Origin of the sequence: Bacillus sp. FSL R9-9834 (genome assembly GCF_038006905.1) — a bacterium.
In the GTDB taxonomy this organism is placed as follows: domain Bacteria; phylum Bacillota; class Bacilli; order Bacillales; family Bacillaceae_G; genus Bacillus_A; species Bacillus_A pacificus.
In genome coordinates, this window is record NZ_JBBOWD010000001.1 from 1,186,380 (window position 1) to 1,205,503 (window position 19,124).

20 protein-coding genes and 3 pseudogenes are annotated in these 19,124 nt (G+C 35.9%); 15 read left to right on the top strand and 8 right to left on the bottom strand.

Annotated features, from left to right (window positions below; translation table 11 throughout):
- Nucleotides 1–2: 2 nt before the first annotated feature.
- The 4 genes from MKY00_RS06160 to MKY00_RS06175 all read left to right on the top strand — a co-directional run bounded on the left by MKY00_RS06160 (nt 3) and on the right by MKY00_RS06175 (nt 2,158).
- On the top strand, nt 3–452 hold the full coding sequence (locus MKY00_RS06160) for a hypothetical protein (RefSeq protein WP_016716827.1): 450 nt from the start codon (nt 3–5) through the stop codon (nt 450–452).
- 169 nt (nt 453–621) lie between these two features.
- Nucleotides 622–858 carry a hemolysin XhlA family protein gene (locus tag MKY00_RS06165; RefSeq protein WP_000398745.1) on the top strand — a complete coding sequence of 79 codons (237 nt, stop codon included), beginning with the start codon at nt 622–624 and terminating at the stop codon, nt 856–858.
- Nucleotides 858–1,097: a hypothetical protein gene (locus tag MKY00_RS06170; RefSeq protein ID WP_016716828.1), complete on the top strand. Its 240-nt coding sequence runs from the start codon at nt 858–860 to the stop codon at nt 1,095–1,097. Before MKY00_RS06165 ends, MKY00_RS06170 begins: the two co-directional genes overlap by 1 nt.
- Entirely contained in the window at nt 1,094–2,158 is a 1,065-nt protein-coding gene (locus MKY00_RS06175; protein ID WP_016716829.1) for an N-acetylmuramoyl-L-alanine amidase, read from the top strand. The genes MKY00_RS06170 and MKY00_RS06175 overlap by 4 nt, the downstream gene beginning before the upstream one ends.
- Before the next feature lie 38 nt (nt 2,159–2,196).
- On the opposite strand, the gene MKY00_RS06180 is transcribed toward MKY00_RS06175, so the two are convergent.
- The gene (locus MKY00_RS06180; RefSeq protein ID WP_016716830.1) at nt 2,197–2,739 is read right to left on the bottom strand and encodes a sunset domain-containing protein; all 543 of its coding nucleotides are present in this window, start codon (nt 2,737–2,739) and stop codon (nt 2,197–2,199) included.
- A 382-nt stretch (nt 2,740–3,121) separates the two neighbouring features.
- Here MKY00_RS06180 and MKY00_RS06185 point away from each other — a divergent pair, with 382 nt between their 5' ends.
- Nucleotides 3,122–3,970, top strand: a complete 849-nt coding sequence (locus tag MKY00_RS06185) for an AraC family transcriptional regulator (RefSeq protein WP_016716831.1) — start codon at nt 3,122–3,124, stop codon at nt 3,968–3,970.
- Between the two features lie 304 nt (nt 3,971–4,274).
- On the opposite strand, the gene MKY00_RS06190 is transcribed toward MKY00_RS06185, so the two are convergent.
- The 5 genes and pseudogenes from MKY00_RS06190 to MKY00_RS06210 all read right to left on the bottom strand — a co-directional run bounded on the left by MKY00_RS06190 (nt 4,275) and on the right by MKY00_RS06210 (nt 6,503).
- Complete coding sequence (locus MKY00_RS06190) at nt 4,275–4,637, bottom strand: hypothetical protein (RefSeq protein WP_016716833.1); 363 nt, start codon at nt 4,635–4,637, stop codon at nt 4,275–4,277.
- A 61-nt stretch (nt 4,638–4,698) separates the two neighbouring features.
- A complete protein-coding gene (locus tag MKY00_RS06195) occupies nt 4,699–5,031 on the bottom strand; it encodes a hypothetical protein (protein WP_016716834.1) in 333 nt (110 codons plus the stop codon).
- A 78-nt stretch (nt 5,032–5,109) separates the two neighbouring features.
- Nucleotides 5,110–5,358, bottom strand: a complete 249-nt coding sequence (locus MKY00_RS06200) for a hypothetical protein (RefSeq protein WP_048722275.1) — start codon at nt 5,356–5,358, stop codon at nt 5,110–5,112.
- A 14-nt stretch (nt 5,359–5,372) separates the two neighbouring features.
- A pseudogene (locus tag MKY00_RS06205) lies at nt 5,373–5,579 on the bottom strand (LexA family protein); the annotation flags it as partial.
- Between the two features lie 93 nt (nt 5,580–5,672).
- Nucleotides 5,673–6,503 (bottom strand): helix-turn-helix domain-containing protein, encoded by an 831-nt coding sequence (locus tag MKY00_RS06210; protein ID WP_016716837.1) that lies wholly within the window; start codon nt 6,501–6,503, stop codon nt 5,673–5,675.
- A 226-nt stretch (nt 6,504–6,729) separates the two neighbouring features.
- Here MKY00_RS06210 and MKY00_RS06215 point away from each other — a divergent pair.
- From MKY00_RS06215 to MKY00_RS06245, 7 genes and pseudogenes are all read left to right on the top strand, one after another.
- Nucleotides 6,730–7,125: pseudogene (locus MKY00_RS06215) on the top strand (competence protein ComK); the annotation flags it as partial.
- Between the two features lie 239 nt (nt 7,126–7,364).
- On the top strand, nt 7,365–7,961 hold the full coding sequence (locus MKY00_RS06220; RefSeq protein WP_029141079.1) for a DUF4306 domain-containing protein: 597 nt from the start codon (nt 7,365–7,367) through the stop codon (nt 7,959–7,961).
- Between the two features lie 353 nt (nt 7,962–8,314).
- On the top strand, nt 8,315–8,908 hold the full coding sequence (locus MKY00_RS06225) for a TVP38/TMEM64 family protein (RefSeq protein WP_000347516.1): 594 nt from the start codon (nt 8,315–8,317) through the stop codon (nt 8,906–8,908).
- Between the two features lie 57 nt (nt 8,909–8,965).
- Complete coding sequence (gene lepB, locus MKY00_RS06230) at nt 8,966–9,529, top strand: signal peptidase I (RefSeq protein WP_000751900.1); 564 nt, start codon at nt 8,966–8,968, stop codon at nt 9,527–9,529.
- A 116-nt stretch (nt 9,530–9,645) separates the two neighbouring features.
- Nucleotides 9,646–13,161 (top strand): helicase-exonuclease AddAB subunit AddB, encoded by a 3,516-nt coding sequence (gene addB / locus MKY00_RS06235; RefSeq protein WP_016716840.1) that lies wholly within the window; start codon nt 9,646–9,648, stop codon nt 13,159–13,161.
- Nucleotides 13,158–16,883 carry a helicase-exonuclease AddAB subunit AddA gene (gene addA, locus MKY00_RS06240; RefSeq protein WP_016716841.1) on the top strand — a complete coding sequence of 1,242 codons (3,726 nt, stop codon included), beginning with the start codon at nt 13,158–13,160 and terminating at the stop codon, nt 16,881–16,883. The genes addB and addA overlap by 4 nt, the downstream gene beginning before the upstream one ends.
- A 12-nt stretch (nt 16,884–16,895) precedes the next feature.
- Nucleotides 16,896–17,183 carry an RNA polymerase alpha subunit C-terminal domain-containing protein gene (locus tag MKY00_RS06245; protein ID WP_016716842.1) on the top strand — a complete coding sequence of 96 codons (288 nt, stop codon included), beginning with the start codon at nt 16,896–16,898 and terminating at the stop codon, nt 17,181–17,183.
- Nucleotides 17,184–17,273: 90 nt separating this feature from the next.
- Here MKY00_RS06245 and MKY00_RS06250 read toward each other — a convergent pair whose 3' ends face one another.
- Entirely contained in the window at nt 17,274–17,651 is a 378-nt protein-coding gene (locus MKY00_RS06250; protein ID WP_016716843.1) for a DUF1433 domain-containing protein, read from the bottom strand.
- 58 nt (nt 17,652–17,709) lie between these two features.
- On the opposite strand from MKY00_RS06250, the gene MKY00_RS06255 reads away from it, so the two are divergent.
- The 3 genes and pseudogenes from MKY00_RS06255 (at nt 17,710) to MKY00_RS06265 (ending at nt 18,638) form a co-directional block, all read left to right on the top strand.
- Nucleotides 17,710–17,838: a hypothetical protein gene (locus MKY00_RS06255; protein ID WP_016716844.1), complete on the top strand. Its 129-nt coding sequence runs from the start codon at nt 17,710–17,712 to the stop codon at nt 17,836–17,838.
- A pseudogene (locus MKY00_RS06260) lies at nt 17,831–18,247 on the top strand (hypothetical protein); the annotation flags it as partial. The gene MKY00_RS06255 and the pseudogene MKY00_RS06260, both read left to right, overlap by 8 nt.
- 10 nt (nt 18,248–18,257) lie before the next feature.
- Nucleotides 18,258–18,638 carry a hypothetical protein gene (locus MKY00_RS06265; protein WP_016716845.1) on the top strand — a complete coding sequence of 127 codons (381 nt, stop codon included), beginning with the start codon at nt 18,258–18,260 and terminating at the stop codon, nt 18,636–18,638.
- Nucleotides 18,639–18,902: 264 nt separating this feature from the next.
- Here the strand turns inward: MKY00_RS06265 and gerPF are convergent, their stop codons facing one another.
- The gene (gene gerPF / locus MKY00_RS06270; protein WP_001141566.1) at nt 18,903–19,118 is read right to left on the bottom strand and encodes a spore germination protein GerPF; all 216 of its coding nucleotides are present in this window, start codon (nt 19,116–19,118) and stop codon (nt 18,903–18,905) included.
- Between the last annotated feature and the right edge of the window lie 6 nt (nt 19,119–19,124).

The following is a 19,124-nucleotide window of genomic DNA, read 5'->3' on the forward strand; positions in this document are numbered from 1 at the left end:
TTATGGCTAAATTTTTCAAACCGGTATTTGATGAATTAACAATCGATCATGGTTCTGATATCTTACTAGAGGAGAATCATATGATTATCAATATCAATGCTGATAGAGTTCGAGAACAATTAAATTATGATGAATCATTAATGGTTTCTGAATTTCCATTATTTAAACTTCCGGAAGATTTAATAAACGAGTTAACTACACTAGGAAAACAAGCGATTCCACATACTACACATTCAAATGTAAAAGGATGGTTTAAAATGCCACCGGATTTCGGGAGCGATGTAGTAAATTATGCATTTCAAATGTTATCCGGATATGATGTGTTCGACGGTAAGGAAATGAAGTGGAAGTGTATAGAAAAAGCTTTTGATGGATTAGAAACGAAACACAAAGTATTACAAAGAGCAACCTATGTAATTGTTTTGAAGGATGTAACGGAAGTGGTCAACTAATATAACGAACCGGCATACTAAAAAAAAGATAAATGAACGATAAATAAAAAACGACTCAGTAAGAAAAGCGAATTACAGCTTTAGAAGAGTTATTACAACAATTAATAAATAAGAACCCAGAGCAGCCATAAGCTGGTCTTTTTTTATTGCCTAAAAAGGGGTGGTTAAGGTGGAAGGATTACAAGAAGTAAGAAGTGATGTTCAAGAAATCAAGCAAGAAATTAAGGAAATAAGATTAGAAGTGAAAAGCTTAGAAATACGCACAACAGGTAACGAAAAAGACATTATTAATATCAACAAACAGTTAGATAAAATCAGCGCCAATACTACTTGGATTTTACGACTTATAGTTGGTGGAATTATTGGTGGTATTCTCACTTTCTTAATGAAAGGGGGTGGTATGTAATGGTTAGTTTAGCTGTAATGATTGGAATTGTAGTTGGTCTCTCACAAATCGTAAAAACAATTGGATTACAAACAAAATATGTTCCGTTATTAAATTTAACGCTTGGCATTGTGCTAGGCGTTTTATTTTTGGACGGAGATATCAAAACAAATGTATTTCAAGGAATCATCATTGGTCTATCAGCAAGTGGATTATTTGACCACACAAAAATTATGAAAAAGGATGCTGATGTGAAATGAAAAAAACATTAAAACATATTTCTTCTGTAGTCTTTGCTGTTATTTTGGTTTTATCCGTTGCAACAAGTGCTTTTGCTGATAGAACACTGATTATTCCTGATTTACCTAAACAACCATACCGTAATGGTGTAGGTGCTTATGAGGGTGTTGTAGCACATTCTACAGCAACTCCTGAAGCGCCAGCTATTAATATTCAAAAATATGAGTCTCGTACGTGGCGTTCAGCATTCGTGCATTATGCAGTTGATTGGAATGAAACAATCCAAATTGCTGATACGAAATACATTGCCTATGGCGCAGGACCAGGAGCAAATAAACGATTTGTTCACGTAGAATTATGCGAAACAAGAGATTATGAGAAATTCAAACGTAGCTATGATAAATACGTTAAGTTATTAGCTAAAATTCTTCGTGATCGTGGATTATCTGTAGAAAAAGGATTATGGACTCACTGCGATGTTACAAAATATCTTGGTGGTACAGATCATGAAGATCCACTTGATTATTTACGTAGTCATGGAGTTTCAGAAGCTCAATTCCGCGCTGATGTGCAACGAGCATATAATAACTCTAGTGTGGAAGTTTCCGTTCCTGATAAGCCATCTAAACCAGCAGAAGTTCCAACGGCTGTAACAGATGGTATTGCTTATATTGAAGGCTACAATGTGAACTTACGTAAAGGACCTAGTACAAGCTATTCTAAGATTCGTCAGCTAAATAAACCGGAATCTTATGTTGTATGGGGTGAAAAGGATGGTTGGTTAAATCTTGGTAGAGAGCAATGGATTAAGAACGATCCATCTTATGTGAAGTTTAGTAAGAAAAGCACAGTAGATTCATCAGTTGTAGGTAAGCGTGTTGTTTCTAAAGTTAATAATTTACGATTCTATGATGCTCCATCTTGGCAGGGTAAAGATGTTGCTGGTTCTGTAGATGCAGGATTAGGTTTTACAATTGATGCAAAAATAAACGTCAATGGATCCCCGCAATACAAAGTACACAATAGTAAAGGTAAAACATACTATGTCACAGCAAGTGAAGCCTATGTGTATGTGAAGTGAAAAGACAAGAGCCGTCCTGTTGGGCGGCTTTTTATACTTTATTTTTTAGAAGCTCTATATCCAGCAGCTTTTGCATCAGCTTCAGAACAGAACGTTTCTTCAGCATTTGTTTTATCATAGAACTGTTGACCAGGCATATGGTAAATTTTCTCGCCTCTACTATTTTTATTACCTTTAATAGTGCAAGTTCCATTTTGTTCTGTTACTTGATTTGTTTTGGGTGGAGTAGCAACTTCTTGTTTCTTTTGTTGCTCTTGTTGTTTCTTGAATTCTTTTTGTTTTTGCTGTTCTTCTCTTTGTTTTTGAAGTTCCTGTTGTCTTTTTTGTTCAGCTTCTTGCTTTTTTAATTCTTCTTGTTGCTTCTGAAGATCTTGTTGTTTTTTTTCATCTTCTTTTACTTCCTCAGATTGTTTTGATTCCTCTTGCTTAATAACAGTAGAGGCTTTTTCGGATTTATCACTATCCGAACTTTTTGTACAAGAGCCTATTAAAATAATTAATAAAATGATGATACCTAAACAACCTAAACATCCACACCCTCGGCGTTTTTTTTCTTCTTTTTCATTTGTTGCTTTTTCCATTTCTATCCCCCTGAATATTGAAAATTTCAATATTTAGTATAACAGATATCGAAAGGGGATTATTGAAAAGTTTTTATTGAATGCATAACTTTTTAATAATTTGAAATTGAAAAGTGGCATTGTAAATTCACAATAATGATACTTGATTACAAAAAAAGTTGTTTTAATTATAATAAGGTGGTTAAGAACTTTAAAAAGGTAGAGGACAATGTTGAAACGGGTAATAGTAAAAAACTTTGTCATTTATCAAAATTTTTTCAGAAGGTATCGGTACATTTTCAAAATCTATCAATATTAAAAACACCCGACATCTTTCAATCAACAAAAATCGGGAAAGATATTTTTATTTTGTCCATAATGTGTTTGAAAGGAAGGATTTAGAATGGATTGGTTAGAGAGAATGAATCGCTCGATGAATTATATTGAGCAAAATTTATCGAATGAAATAGATGCAAAAGAAGTAGCGAGGTTAGCTTGTTGTTCAGAGTATCATTTTCCTAGAATGTTTTCGTCTATTACAGGTTTTACTTTGTCGGAATATATAAGGCGTAGACGTTTATCACAAGCTGCATTTGAACTTCAAAATGATAGTTTCATTCGAATTATTGATCTTGCGCTGAAGTATGGATATGATTCACCGGACGCATTTAGTCGGGCTTTTAAAAGCCTTCATGGGGTGACTCCAACAGAAGCGAGACGTAAAGGGGTTGAATTAAAAGCCTTTCCGAGAATTTCCTTTCAAATCACGATTAAAGGGGATGTGGAGATGGAGTATAGAATTGAAGTGCTAGATTGTAAGGTTGAAATTGTAGGAGTGAAAGAAAAAGTCATAACTGAGGCTGCCTTTCGTATGATTCCGACATTATGGGAGGAAGCAACAAAAAGTGGATTATTGAAACAACTTATAGATATGTCGTGGGAAAATCCGCAATGTAAATTAGAAGGGCTTTTAGGTGTATGTGGAAAGCAAGCTGCTATAACAGATGAAACATTTGAGTATATGATGGGATGCCGTTACCAAAGCGAATATACTAGTGGCATGGAGAAGATTGTAATCCCTAAAAGTACATGGGCTGTTTTTCCGAATGTCTCTGATGCATGGAAACGTCTCTATACAGAATGGCTACCTACCTCTGGATATGAGTTAGCAGATCTTCCTTGTATTGAAAATTATTTAGCACCTGATCGAAATCCGAGTAGTGAACTTTGGGTTCCGGTTATTCGAAAATAATGATAATGTGTGATGAATGCTCAACTAGATGATAAATGGTGGTATGAAATTAAATAAAACAAAAGAGTAGTTTTATGAACAAAAATAAGAGCCGTCATTTGACGGCTTTTTTTATTTCTATGTAATTAAAATTTACTTTTAGATAATGCCTTTAATATCGGATTTATGATTTTACTCAATAAACGAAATGCGTTGAATATTGAACGAACGACCTTCATGAAGATGCCCCCTTAAAAGAAATAATATATTAAGTATTTATTAGATAATAAAAAGGACACTCTTTTAATTGAGGTGGCTTATAATTTTAATATTCCTCATCTTCAACTTCAATTTGTTTATCATATAAGATTCTTCCTAATTGTAAGCAATCCATTACAGCTTGGTTAGAAAATCTATATAAACCCTCTCTATCTTGCATTTGATTAATTAAGCTTTCTAATTGGTCAAAGTATGTTTCTTTTACCCAAGCTAGCTCCCATAGATTATGGTACTCAGTTCCATATCCTCTTTTATCAAGTGAACTTGTACACTCTTTACACCATATTTCTAATCCTTGAACTACACCAGTGCTAAACATTTCATCTTTTTTTGTCATTACATTGCCTCTCCAATTTTCAAGTTCCTTTTCGCAATGTAAACAAATTGGCGCATTCATTTGTTTTTTCATAATACTCTCTCCTTAATCAGTGATTATACAAATATACTATAATACGAATAAAATACTACTATTACAAATCTGAAATCTTCTTCACTTCTTTTTCTTTGGCTTTAAAGTCTTTTTTATATTGTTTAAAGTCCTTTCGATTCACTCTAAACTTCTCACCAGTAGCTACATTTTTTACTAAATATGTTTTAGCTGTAAGTTCTTTTATTAAGAACCAAATTGCGAATATCACAAGAGAAATACCAAATGTAAAAAGTGCCAAAGCAAAAGCAGCTACAGTTATGGCAAGCTCCGCTTTTGAATCAGCTCTTTTTAAAATTAATCTATCTCCAGCTGCGGCTTCCGATTGCTTTAATTGCTCAATACGTTGTAGTGAAGCAATAGTATCGTAACTCATGAAATAACCTCCTTGAAGTAATATCTAAATCATACCAATTTCATGCAACAACTGTAAATATTACATTTAATTTCGCTTTTAGAGGTTTTTAACTCGTTCAAGTAAATCCATTACTTGTTTATGTTTCTCTTTTAATTCTTCTAAAGAAATTTTTACCGCACTAGGATTGTCTAGTAAAAATTGTTTATAGCCGTGATGTTCATAAATAAGATGCGCGATTTCTACGTGATTATTGTGGTGGTATAATAGGTGCCCACTTTGTTTTTGAGCCGAAATTATTTCTCTAATCAATTTGTCCTTTTCAAATGCTATTGGATTGGTAATCATATAAGTCCTCCTTTCAAAATTTTTATTGTACGTGGTTTAGATGGATCGCGTTGGATATACCCCTTTTCTTCCAAGTGCATTAAGTGCATATGTACTGTAGAACTAGAGGCGAGTCCGGTTGCTTGGCAAATTTCTCTAACAGTGGGAGGATATCCGTTTTCTATTACTTTTTCTTGGATGAAAGTTAAAATTTCAGCTTGTCTACTTGTTAATGGTTTCATGGTGTATACCTCACTTTATGCATGGAATATCTAACCATATGATACCAAGACATTGAGAATAAATCAAACGCATGTTCGTGTTTTTAGGAGAGGTTATACTCCCATAAATTCCTTATCGAAATAGAACTTGTCCATTAAGTTATTTACAATTCCATTGAAATACGCGAATTTACCTTTCTTCATTTTTACTCCGGATTTAATCTTCATAACAAATTCTTTGATAGCTTTTAAGCCGATTGTAAGCTCCTGGTCTTTAGTAAATGCTTTATCACCTGTAGAGAAGTTAATAGTTTTGTTACACTGTCTTACGACCTTCCATAGTTCTTGAATGGTTTTAGATTCACTGTAAAAAGAGCTAACTAAAGAAATAAAACGTTCTGGTACCCAGTGAGCAACAAAATCAGCTTGTTCAATATTCTTTTTAGGAGTATTGCTATTCTCATTACTATTACGTTTGTTTATATCTTTTATATTTTGTTTTAAGGAAACAGGTTTTGTCTTAATGGTAGGACACTTTGTAGGACTTTTTGTATCTACCTTGTTGGACACTTCTTCCACAATTGGTTGAATAATAATAGCATTAGAAGTTTGTAGCATATCTTTTTTACGTTTCATTGCTATTTGTTTAATCATGCCTAGATCCACAAGTTTCTTCATTAAACGTTGTACAGTTTTATATGAAACTTTCATTTTTTCCGCTATTCTATTTTTGCATAGGAAACTAACACCTACATATTTGCAGCTGTGGCGCTTTAAAATTTCAAGTAATGTAATTAACTTAGATTGTACGTCAGTACGATTAATAGACATACGAATAGTATCACGGTATGCACGTACAGTTTTATTTAATTCTTCCACTTTTTTAAATGTAGATAGATTGTGGAAGGTTTCTTCACTTGCGATAACATCGATTCGTTTCTTCATCAATATCTGTCTCCTTTATGGAAACAAAAAAGCAACAGAATGCCAAATGTAAGCAAACTGTTGCTACGGGACTCTACGTACTGTAAAATAGTGCTGTAGAGTACAGCAAGTGTTTGCCTATCTAGAGTAGGCGGACGGTATATACAGTGTTGGCGCACGGTATATACACGCTGTACTTTTTTGTTTTTTTAATCGAAAGGCATATTTTTTTATGTGTTACAAGAGGTTTTTCGGCAGAAAAGAAGGAACGAAAGAGTTAACTCATATTACACATAAAGCACCAATTGCAATTAGTCCGACCGATCAACTTTATTTTTTCCCTACCTATTCGTATTCTAGAAAAGAGTGCGCGTGGTTATCTCATTTTTATATTGAAAGCAATAAAGAATTAAAAGATGGAAACCTTATTATTAGATTTATAAATGGCTTTGCGGTGAAGTTAGAGATATCGAAAACAAGTTTTGAAAATCAACAAAATCGTACTGCGAAATTGCGGACGGAGTATGAAGATCGTAGGAAAAAACAAGGGAATCCTTGTTTTAAAGAGGTTGATCAAAGGGATGAATCAACATTAAAACCAGCTTATGAGAAAGTGTATTTTGTTAGAGAAGAGGATGTATGAGAGGAAAAGGATGGGGTGACTCATCCTTTTTGATTTCATTATATATCCAGTTTACGTTGTAAGATTTATAAACAAAACGAGAGAAATGTACAAACTTTTTGTTCTCTAAGGGCTTACGATAATATAAAATTACAATATAATGGTAATTCCTCTATGTACTTAATATAGTGTGAACATATATCATGTTACATTTGTGAAGTACATAATATTTTTTTCATACTGTATAAAAAGGAGATGGTATGTTGAAAAGGACTATGTTATTTTGGGCGCAATATATTCTTGTTGTGCCTATATTATTGCTTACCTTTATGTTTACTGGTTTTGTTGGCAGTCAGTTAATGATAGGGGCTGACAAACGACATTTTATATTTACGCCTCAAAATGCTACAGAATATAGTCAAATTAGTGAAATTGATAAATTACTATTTTCTTTTTCAATTCAACCAGTTGTCACCATAGTATTTCTTCTATCGATTGTGTACGTACTGACACTGCTTGTTTTTCAAATTATTGAATGCAAGAAGCAAAGAAAGATATTGCATAGTTTGCAATATATGATTCTTATCTCAATTTTTATTTACTTATGGTTAGGGATAACACAATTTTCCGCAGTTAGTTTAACTTGGATAGATAATTGGAAAGATTATCTTATGTTTACTCCTGCAACTATAACGAATGAGCAAGATATATATATGATTGATAAGTTTCTATACAAATTTCGAATGTTACCTATTCGGAGTACAGTATTAATACTATCTTTTATGTATTTGTTAATACTTACTGTGATTGACAGTGTACGTTTGCTAAAAAGATTGCTTGTAAGAAATAGCCAATAGAAAAGGGGAATTGTTTGAAGGTAAAATAATTATCCGCTGCTACCTATTTTCGTATAGGTAGAAATAACCTTACTTGCAGTAGGGTTATTCTTATGAAAAAGACTCATTATTACTTTTTGTATCTTCTTCTTTTTTATAATAACCATTGAGTGATAATCTGGGTACGTTGTCTAAATTAACTTCATATCCTGTCGAATATTGATAGATTATCATAGCATAATAATGAAGGAATTCTCATGAAAGATATGGAAACTTAATAATTACATCTCCATATGTCGTATCTACCATTTCCTCTTTCATATAGGCAATGATACAGTAGAGGTAGTACTTAGAGTAAAGGGGTAAAGTGTAGAATGGATTTTCAGACAATCAAAGAGTATTTTTCACCAGAAAATATGGATCATATTGTTGAAAGCTATAAAGCGTTCGGACCACTTCTTGGTATTGGGCTACCGATGATAGAGGCGCTAATTCCAGCATTGCCACTTATCGTATTTGTACTGGCGAATGCTGTTGCATTTGGATTTTGGCTCGGTTTTCTTTATTCTTGGCTTGGATCAGTAATGGGTGCCTTACTTGTTTTTTTCATAATCCGCCATTTTGGCCGAAGTCGTTTCTTTTCTTTTGTGAATAAGCATGAGAAAGTACGAAAGGCAATGGGATGGATTGAAAGGAAAGGGTTCGCGCCGATTTTCGTCATCTTTTGTTTTCCGTTTACACCGTCTGCGCTTATAAATGTTGTCGCTGGTCTATCGCGCATTAGTGTAAAACAGTTTGGTCTTGCGCTCGCGTTCGGAAAGCTTGTGATGATTTTTATTTTAACGTATATCGGTCATGATTTAATGTCATTTATTCATAATCCGGTGAAATCAGTCATTGTAGCGATTGGTATTTTTATTTTATGGTATGTCGGCAAGAAAATTGAAGTAAAGTTAGAACTGCATTAAGAATAAGTCTTCTTTGTAAAGGAAAGCTTCATTATTAAAGGATAAGGGGAGAAGCGGATGAAGAAAACTTTGAAAAAAGAAGGCATAGAGTGGATACGAACAATTTTAATTGGTGTATTATTAGCTGTATTTTTTCGAACGTTTTTCTTTTCAACGTATGTTGTAGAGGGGAAGTCAATGATGCCGACATTGCAAGATGGCAATATGCTCGTTGTAAATAAGGTGAGTTATCAAGTGGGGGACTTGAATAGGTTTGATGTTGTTGTATTTCATGCGAACAAAAAAGAGGACTACGTAAAACGAATTATCGGTTTACCTGGGGATCATATTGAATATAAGCATGATAAACTATATATAAACGGACAATTCGTGGATGAACCTTATCTAGAGAAATATAAGAAAGAGATAAATGGACGACAACTAACAGGTGACTTTACGCTAGAAGAGTTAACGAAGGAAAAAACGGTGCCACCTGGATATATTTTTGTAGTAGGTGATAACCGCCTCGGGAGCTGGGATAGTAGACATTTTGGTTTTGTAAAAGCTGATACAGTTGTCGGTAAAGTTGATTTACGATATTGGCCAATTCAAGAGGTGCAAACGAATTTTTCAAAAGGTTGATATAATAGGTAGAAGTATAGAAAAAGACAAACTACTCCGTTTGTCTTTTTTCGTGTACTATAATACAATTATAGTAGCAAACTAACGTTCGTTATGTAAGTGAAAGGTGGGGTTACATGTCACTTCGATTTGTGATTGGTAGAGCGGGAAGTGGAAAAAGTACACTTTGTTTACACGAAGTGCAAGAAGAGTTAAAGCAGCGCCCAAGAGGGGAAACAATATTATATCTTGTGCCAGAACAGATGACATTCCAAACGCAGCAGGCGTTAATTGGTAGTGAGGATGTTAGAGGTTCTATTCGGGCACAAGTTTTTAGTTTTTCACGATTAGCGTGGAAAGTATTGCAAGAAGTTGGCGGAGCGAGTCGTCTTCACATTGATGAAGCGGGCGTACATATGTTACTTCGTAAAATTGTAGAGTCTCGTAAAGATGGATTATCGGTATTCCAAAAAGCAGCGGAGCAAAATGGTTTCTTTGAACATCTTGGCAGTATGATTGCGGAGTTTAAACGATATAACGTGACGCCATCAAACGTATATGAAATGTGGCAACAATTAGATGCACATAGTAGCAGCGCCGAACAAAAGCTATTAGCGAATAAAGTGTATGATTTACAGTTATTATATGATGATTTTGAACGTGCTTTAATCGGAAAGTACTTAGATTCAGAAGACTATCTGCAATTGCTAGTGGAAAAGCTTCCGCAGTCTGAATATGTAAAGGGAGCTGAAATTTATATAGATGGCTTCCATTCGTTTTCACCGCAAGAACTAGAAATTGTAAGACAGCTTATGATTTGCGGAGCGAGAGTGACAATCACGTTAACGCTAGATGAAAAAACGTTAGCGCAGCCAGTAAATGAACTAGATTTATTTTATGAAACGACGTTAACGTATGAAAAAATAAAACAAGTAGCACGTGAAGAGAAGATAGAAATTGAAAAAACGATTCCACTTATGGAACAACCGCGTTTTCATTCTCCAGCATTAGCGCATTTAGAAGCTCATTATGAAGCGCGTCCGAATGAGAAATTTAACGGGGAAGCAAGTGTAACGATTCATACAGCCGCGAATTTACGAGCGGAAGTAGAAGGTGTTGCTCGTGAAATTCGTAGACTTGTGGCAGATGAAGACTATCGTTACCGAGATATTGCAGTTCTTCTTCGTAACGGAGAAAGTTATTACGATGTAATGCGGACTCTATTTACAGATTATAATATCCCGCACTTTATCGATGAAAAACGCCCGATGTCACATCATCCGTTAGTAGAATGTATTCGTTCTGCACTCGAGATTATTAGCGGGAATTGGCGTTATGATGCAGTATTTCGCTGCGTGAAAACAGAGCTTTTATATCCATTAGACGTAAGAAAAGAAACGATGCGCGAAGAGATGGATGAGTTTGAAAACTACTGTTTAGCATACGGTGTACAAGGGAAAAGATGGACTTCTGAGGATCCGTGGATGTATCGCCGCTATCGTTCTCTTGACGATACGAACGGGATGATTACAGACAGCGAACGTGAAATGGAAGAGAAAATAAATCGATTGCGTGACGTTGTAAGAACGCCCGTTATTCGTATGCAAAAAAGACTGAAGCGTGCGGGAACGGTTATGCAAATGTGCGAAGCTGTTTACTTATTTTTAGAAGAGCTTGACGTTCCGAAAAAATTAGAAGCATTACGTATTCGTGCAGAAGAGAGCGGAGATTTCTTATTTGCGACAGATCATGAACAAGTATGGGAAGAAGTAATGAGTCTTCTTGATACGTTTGTTGAGATGCTTGGCGAAGAAAAAATGTCGCTTTCTATGTTCACAGACGTTATGTCGACAGGTCTTGAGGCGCTTCAATTCGCAAACATTCCGCCGTCATTAGACCAAGTGTTAATTGCGAATATTGATCGTTCTAGATTATCAAATGTGAAAGCAACATTCGTCATTGGAGTGAATGAAGGTGTGATTCCAGCAGCACCGATGGATGAAGGTATGCTTTCTGATGAAGAAAGAGATGTTCTTAGCGCTGCAGGTATTGAACTCGCACCAACGACGAGACAAACTTTATTAGAAGAACAGTTTGTTATGTACCAAATGGTAACGAGAGCAACTGAGAAATTATACATTTCATGCCCGCTTGCAGATGAGGAAGGAAAGACGTTACTTGCTTCTAGCTTTATTAAGAAAATAAAAAGAATGTTCCCTGATGTGAAAGATACATTTATTACGAACGACGTAAATGATTTATCACGTTCGGAACAAATTTCATATGTAGCAACACCAGAAGTAACGTTGTCATATGTTATGCAGCAACTTCAAACGTGGAAGCGATATGGATTTGAAGGCAACTTAGACTTTTGGTGGGATGTATATAATTTCTATGTTACTTCAGATGAATGGAAGCAAAAAAGTAGCCGCGTATTATCAAGCTTATTCTACCGAAATCGTGCGCAAAAGCTAAATACAGCTGTAAGTAGAGATTTATATGGAGACAAAATAAAAGGAAGCGTTTCTCGTATGGAATTATTTAACCGTTGTGCGTACGCTCATTTTGCGCAGCACGGTTTATCGTTAAGAGAGCGTGATATTTTCAAACTGGATGCGCCAGATATTGGGGAACTATTCCATGCAGCACTGAAGAGAATTGCAGATAGGCTATTACGTGAAAACCGTACTTGGGCGGATTTATCAATAAAAGAGTGTGAGCATCTTTCTGCTGTAGTAATAGAAGAAATTGCACCGTTATTACAAAGACAAATTTTATTAAGTTCAAACCGTCATTTCTATTTAAAACAAAAACTACAACAAATCATTTTCCGTACGTCAATCATTCTTCGTGAGCACGCGAAATCGAGTGGTTTCGTACCAGTTGATTTAGAAGTACCATTCGGTATGGGCGGTACAGGATCGCTTCCGCCAATGGAATTCTCATTACCAAATGGTGTGAAGATGGAAGTAGTTGGCCGTATTGACCGTGTTGATAAGGCAGAAGATGAAAACGGAACATTCCTACGTATTATTGACTATAAATCAAGCTCAAAAGCGTTAGACTTAACGGAAGTGTATTACGGATTAGCACTTCAAATGTTAACGTATTTAGATGTTGTTACTTCAAATGCGCATACGTGGATGAAAAAAGGCGGCACGGCATCACCAGCTGGTGTATTGTATTTCCACATTCATAACCCAATTGTGGAGGTGAAAGGTGACGCATCTGAAGCAGAAATTGAAAAGGAAATTTTAAAGAAATTCAAAATGAAAGGTCTCGTACTAGGAGATGCTGACGTTGTTCGTTTAATGGATAACAAACTTTCAACAGGAAGCTCTGATATTATTTCTGCTGGTCTGAAAAAAGACGGTAGTTTTAGTGCGCGTTCAAGTATTGCAAGTGAACAAGAGTTTAACGTCCTGCAAAAATACGTACACCATACGTTTGAAAATATCGGAAAAGACATTACAGAAGGCGTTATCGATATTGCTCCTTACAAAAAGGGGAATAAAGCGGCGTGTACGTTCTGTAACTTCAAATCGGTTTGCCAGTTCGATGAATCACTTGAAGATAACCAGTTCCGTACGTTAAAAGATATGAAAGATAGTGAAGCGATGGAGAAAATTAGAGAGGAGGTTGGCGGAGAATGATGGAAAATTGGCCTAAAAAACCAGAAGGTAGTCAATGGACAGATGACCAGTGGAAAGCCGTTGTAGCGAACGGGCGTGATATTTTAGTCGCAGCAGCAGCTGGTTCAGGGAAAACAGCGGTATTAGTTGAACGTATTATTAAAAAGATTATAAATGAAGAAAACCCAGTCGATGTCGACCGCCTGCTCGTTGTAACATTTACGAATGCAGCGGCGCAAGAGATGAAAAACAGAATTGGGGAAGCGTTAGAAAAAGTATTAATTGATGAGCCTGGCTCTCAGCACATTCGAAAGCAGCTGAGCTTATTAAATAAAGCTTCCATTTCAACGATCCATTCATTTTGTTTACAAGTTATTAGAGGATACTATTACATGCTTGATGTTGATCCTCGTTTCCGCATTGCGAATCAAACGGAAAATGAATTGTTAAAAGAAGAAGTGCTAGATGACATATTAGAAGAAGAGTATGGAATTGAAAATAATACGATATTCTTTGAACTTGTTGATCGTTATACGAGTGACCGTAGTGACGATGATTTACAACGTATGATTTTAGCGCTTCATACAGAATCAAGAGCGCATCCAAATCCGGAAAAATGGCTTGATAAATTAGTAGAAGCATATGACGTAGAAGGAAAGACAATTGAAGATTTAGTGTATGCTTCTTATTTATTAGAAGATGTGAGATTCCAGCTTGAAACAGCGGAACAGCATATTCGGAAAGCGACGGAACTCGCAATGCTTCCTGACGGTCCAGCGCCTCGCGTTGAAACACTGCAAGCAGATTTAGCTCTACTTGGAACGTTATCATCAGCTGCTCGTGAATCGTGGACAAGCGTGTATGAAGCGATGCAAAACGTATCGTGGCAAACGTTAAAGCGTATTAAGAAAAGTGATTACAATGAAGATGTTGTAAAACAAGTAGACTCTCTTCGTAATAAAGCGAAAGATGAAGTGAAGAAATTACAAGAAGAGTTATTTAGCCGCAAACCTGAAAGTTTCTTACGAGATTTTCAAGATATGCATCCTGTATTAGAAAAACTAGTACAGCTTGTAAAAGTATTTACAGAGCGTTTCCAAGCGATGAAGCGAGATAAAGGAATGGTCGATTTCACAGATTTAGAGCATTTCTGTTTACAAATTTTAAGCGAACAAAGTGAAGAAGGTGAAATGAAGCCATCAGCTGTAGCACTTCAATATCGTAATAAATTTGCTGAAGTATTAGTCGATGAATATCAAGATACGAACTTCGTACAAGAATCGATTATTAAATTCGTAACGAAAGATTCTGAGAGTGAAGGAAACTTGTTCATGGTAGGTGACGTAAAGCAGTCGATTTATCGTTTCCGACTAGCAGAACCAGGATTATTCTTAGGAAAGTATAAACGCTTCACGCAAGAAGGATTAGGCGGCGGAATGAAGATTGATTTAGCGAAAAACTTCCGTAGTCGTCATGAAGTATTAGCAGGTACGAACTTTATCTTCAAACAAATTATGGGCGAAGAAGTCGGAGAAATTGACTACGATGCTGACGCTGAATTAAAGTTAGGTGCTACCTATCCAGAAGGTGAAGATGTAGCGGCTGAACTACTATGTATTCAGCAAACAGAAGAAGAAGTGTTAGACGGTGAAGAAGGTGCGGAAGTAGAAAAAGCGCAGCTTGAAGCTCGTCTTATGGCGCAGCGCATTAAAGCGATGGTCGATTCGGGTTATGAAGTGTATGATCGTAAAACGGATAGTATGCGCCCTGTACAATACCGCGACTTCGTTATTTTACTTCGCTCCATGCCGTGGGCACCGCAAATTATGGAAGAGTTAAAGCTGCAAGGAATTCCAGTATACGCTGATCTTGCGACTGGTTACTTTGAAGCGACAGAAGTAAATATAATGATGAACGTATTCCGCGTTATTGATAATCCGATGCAAGATATTCCGCTTGCAGCAGTACTTCGTTCACCAATCGTTGGATTAAATGATGAAGAACTTGCAACGCTTCGTGCTCATGGGAAGAAAGGCTCGTTTTATGAAGTAATGAGCTCCTTCTTAAAAGGGGCACCGCTTGAAGAAGAAAAAGAACTACATGACAAATTAGAATGGTTCTACAACTTACTGCAAGGATGGCGTGAATTCGCGCGCCAACAGTCTCTTTCTGATTTAATTTGGAAAGTGTACGGTGAGACAGGTTATTATGACTTTGTCGGTGGTTTACCAGCTGGAAAGCAAAGGCAAGCAAACCTGCGTGTACTATATGACCGCGCAAGACAATATGAAGCAACATCGTTTAGAGGACTATTCCGCTTCTTACGCTTTATTGAGCGTATTTTAGAACGCGGTGATGATATGGGTACGGCGAGAGCTTTAGGTGAACAAGAAGATGTCGTTCGCATTATGACAATTCATAAAAGTAAAGGACTTGAGTTCCCAGTCGTATTCGTAGCTGGACTAGGTCGCCGCTTTAATACACAAGACTTAATGAAACGTTTCTTACTGCATAAAGACTTCGGTTTTGGTTCGCAATTTATTGATCCTCGAAAACGAATTAAATATACGACATTATCGCAACTTGCGATTAAGCGTAAAATGAAAATGGAATTAATCGCGGAAGAAATGCGTGTATTATATGTAGCGTTAACACGTGCAAAAGAGAAGTTAATTTTAATTGGAACGGTTAAGGATGCAAATAAAGAAATGGAAAAATGGCTGGATGCGAGGGAGCATAGTGAATGGTTATTACCAGATCATATACGTGCCGGAGCGTCTTGTTATTTAGACTGGATTGCACCTTCCTTATATAGGCACCGTGATAGTGAAATACTTCTTGAATTAGGACAAGGGAGCATTCCAGATGAAATTTATGGATATAGTGCGAGCTGGAAAGTAGAAGTTGTTGACGGTAACACGTTACTCGCGCCAGAACCCGTTCAAGAAGAGAAACAAGAATTGTTAGAAGCACTTCGTGAGAAAAAAGCTGTTCCCCTGCAAAGTGAACGAAAAGAAGAAGTGTATGATAGATTAATGTGGAAGTACGGATATGAGGAAGCGACATCTCATCGTGCGAAACAGTCTGTTACAGAAATAAAGAGAAATTATCAATCTGAAGAAGGTAGCGATAACGCCTTTATTAAAAAATTACGTGCACCAATTCAAACACGTCCTCGTTTTATGGAGAAAAAGGGATTAACATACGCAGAGCGCGGAACAGCAGTACATGCCGTTATGCAGCATGTTGATTTGAAGAAGCCGATTACAGAAGAAGTGATTCGGGAGCAAATTGCTGGAATGGTAAATAAAGAATTATTAACATTCGAGCAGGCGGAAGAAATTGCAATTGAAAAAGTGATTTCATTCTTTGACAGTGACCTAGGTAGAAGGGTATTATCGGCGAAAAGTGTTGAGCGTGAAGTACCATTTACGATGATGCTTGCAGCAGAAGAAGCATATCAAGATTGGCAAGGGAAGAGCGGGGAATCCATTCTTGTCCAAGGGGTTATTGACTGCATGATCGAAGAGGAAGATGGTATTACGTTAATCGACTTCAAAACGGATACGATTGTAGGGAAATTCCCAGGCGGATTTGATCAAGCGAAACCAATTTTAGAAGAGCGATATAAAGTGCAACTTTCGTTATATGCAAAAGCGCTCGAGAAAAGCTTACAACACCCTGTGAAAGAGAAATGTTTATACTTCTTTGATGGTAATCATGTTGTAAAAATCGAAGAATAGAGGAACTTGAAAATGGCAACAGAAAAAACGTTAAGAACGTGTGAAAAAGGACATGAATACTACAAAAGTAGCGATTGTCCAACTTGCCCAACCTGTGAGAACGAGAGAGCGCCGAAAGAAGGTTTTCTCGCTCTTCTTTCAGCACCAGCAAGAAGGGCGCTAGAACATCATGGAATTTACACTGTAGAAAAACTCTCAAAGTATAGTGAGAAAGAAATTTTAAAATTGCATGGTATGGGACCTGCGTCTTTGCCGAAGCTTAGAAAGGCTTTGGAGGAGAGAGGGTTAGCATTTAAATAAAAAGAGTATTATATAACCTTAGTCCTTATAAAAAACGTACCGTTGCATTCTTTTTAAAACGGGACGCAAAAGAGAAGAGTAGTTCAAAGACTACTCTTCTCTTTTCTCTTCTTTTTCAATTTCGGTTACAGATTTCTCAGGATCTTTTATAAGTTTCCCAAGTTCTCCAGAACGTCCAAAATCATCTTCAAAATTTTCTGTAGTACTAATATGGGCTATAAACCATAATTTTTCATCTTTATTTATATAACCTTTCAATTTAGGAACACCCATTGGACTTACATCCCGTTTTGTAAATGTAATCGATTTTACATCTTTAATATTATAATGAATATACTTTTTTACTCTTGCTTCCTGTGCTTTCCAAAATTTTCCTTCCTGTTCTTTTTGGTTTAAGTATTCTATAGTAAAATATCCTCCTGCTATAATACAAATAATGGATAAAATAATTACCGTTTTTTTCTTCATAGAAAATCCCCTTGTATTTAAATATAGTTAAAATATACCATGAAATGAGTTGAAACATATGGGTGAATTTAAAAAGAATCCAAGTGCGACAGATGAAGATTATTTTAAACTATCAGACCATGTTTATGACGACAGTTATTTACACAAAGGAGCAGAAATAAAAGGGAGCCACAACAAAAAATGGTAGTGTCCGATTAGAGTTAGAGCCTGATGAAATTATTAAACATGCAAGAGAATTTCAGCGGTTAAGCGATGTATTATCTACTGTAATTAGAAATATAGAGGAGTTTCAACAAAAAGAAGCAGAGAGAGTATCAGAATTAAAAAGAAAATTAAAATATGAAACACAACCAGGCGGAAAATATCATCTTTTAGCAGAATATGAAATAGACGATGCTATTCGAGAAGTCGCAAAAACAACTCAAAATGGTCAAGAATATTTTTATAATGTACAACTTGCAGAAGAATTAATACATAATTTAAAAAAGAAACAAAGAGAATTTCAACAGTTTGGGGAAGAAATTGTCTATGCAGCTAATTCATTAAGAGACAAAGATGGTCAATTAAATAAAAATTTCAAAGGGTTAGTAAAGTGAGGGGTGTAAAATGAATTTCATTGAAGAAATAAGAAAAATAGAAAATCAAATTGCTAATACAACAGGGGACTTAGCCAATCAAGTTATTGATGAATTACAAGCTGCTAAAAAACAAATCGAAAGACAAATGGAACGTGTAATGCTAAAAACAGAGGTAGACCTGAAAGCATTAGATATTATAAAGGAGGACAACCATACTTTACAAAAAAATATTAGAGAGTTCCACGTTCTGCAAAACAGTATCCGTAATATAGCATCAAAATTAGAGGGTAGTTTTGAAAGTAAAACAGGTACTGCAATACAAGAAGTATTAAAAAAACATGAAAAAGAAACATCCCATAACCTCTTAGATAAATATATTCATCTATCAAATAGTTGTGGGAAAAGGTGAAGGATTTCTCTCAAGCATCCTGGTTCAGTGTTTAGCAGATTTTTTAAGATATTAGTAAGAATGGGAAAAAGCGCGGCGGTACCAGAGGTCAACGGAGCAACTTCTAATGGCTTCATAAAATATGAACCAAGGGAATTTCTATTTGAGTATGCCAAAAATACAGCGGTTTATTCAAAGGTTGTAAAAAACGTCTCCGATACTTTTGGCATCGAAGACGTTTTTTACTGTCTATCCATAGAGATAGTGCGAAGTGGTCTTTCTTTTTTACGCTGTTCCAATCTGATCTTGATCCGCCACATCAGAATCAAATGTATTTGTTGCACTAACACCGTTAAACGTATTCACGACAAATCCAACATTGGAAGCTCCGGAACCATTATAAGCTTTCGTATTTTCTTTCGGAGACACGTTATAAAAATCCCCTAAATTGAAAGAACCATTACTGTTTTGAACGACGAGATTTCCAACAACGGAAGGCATACCATC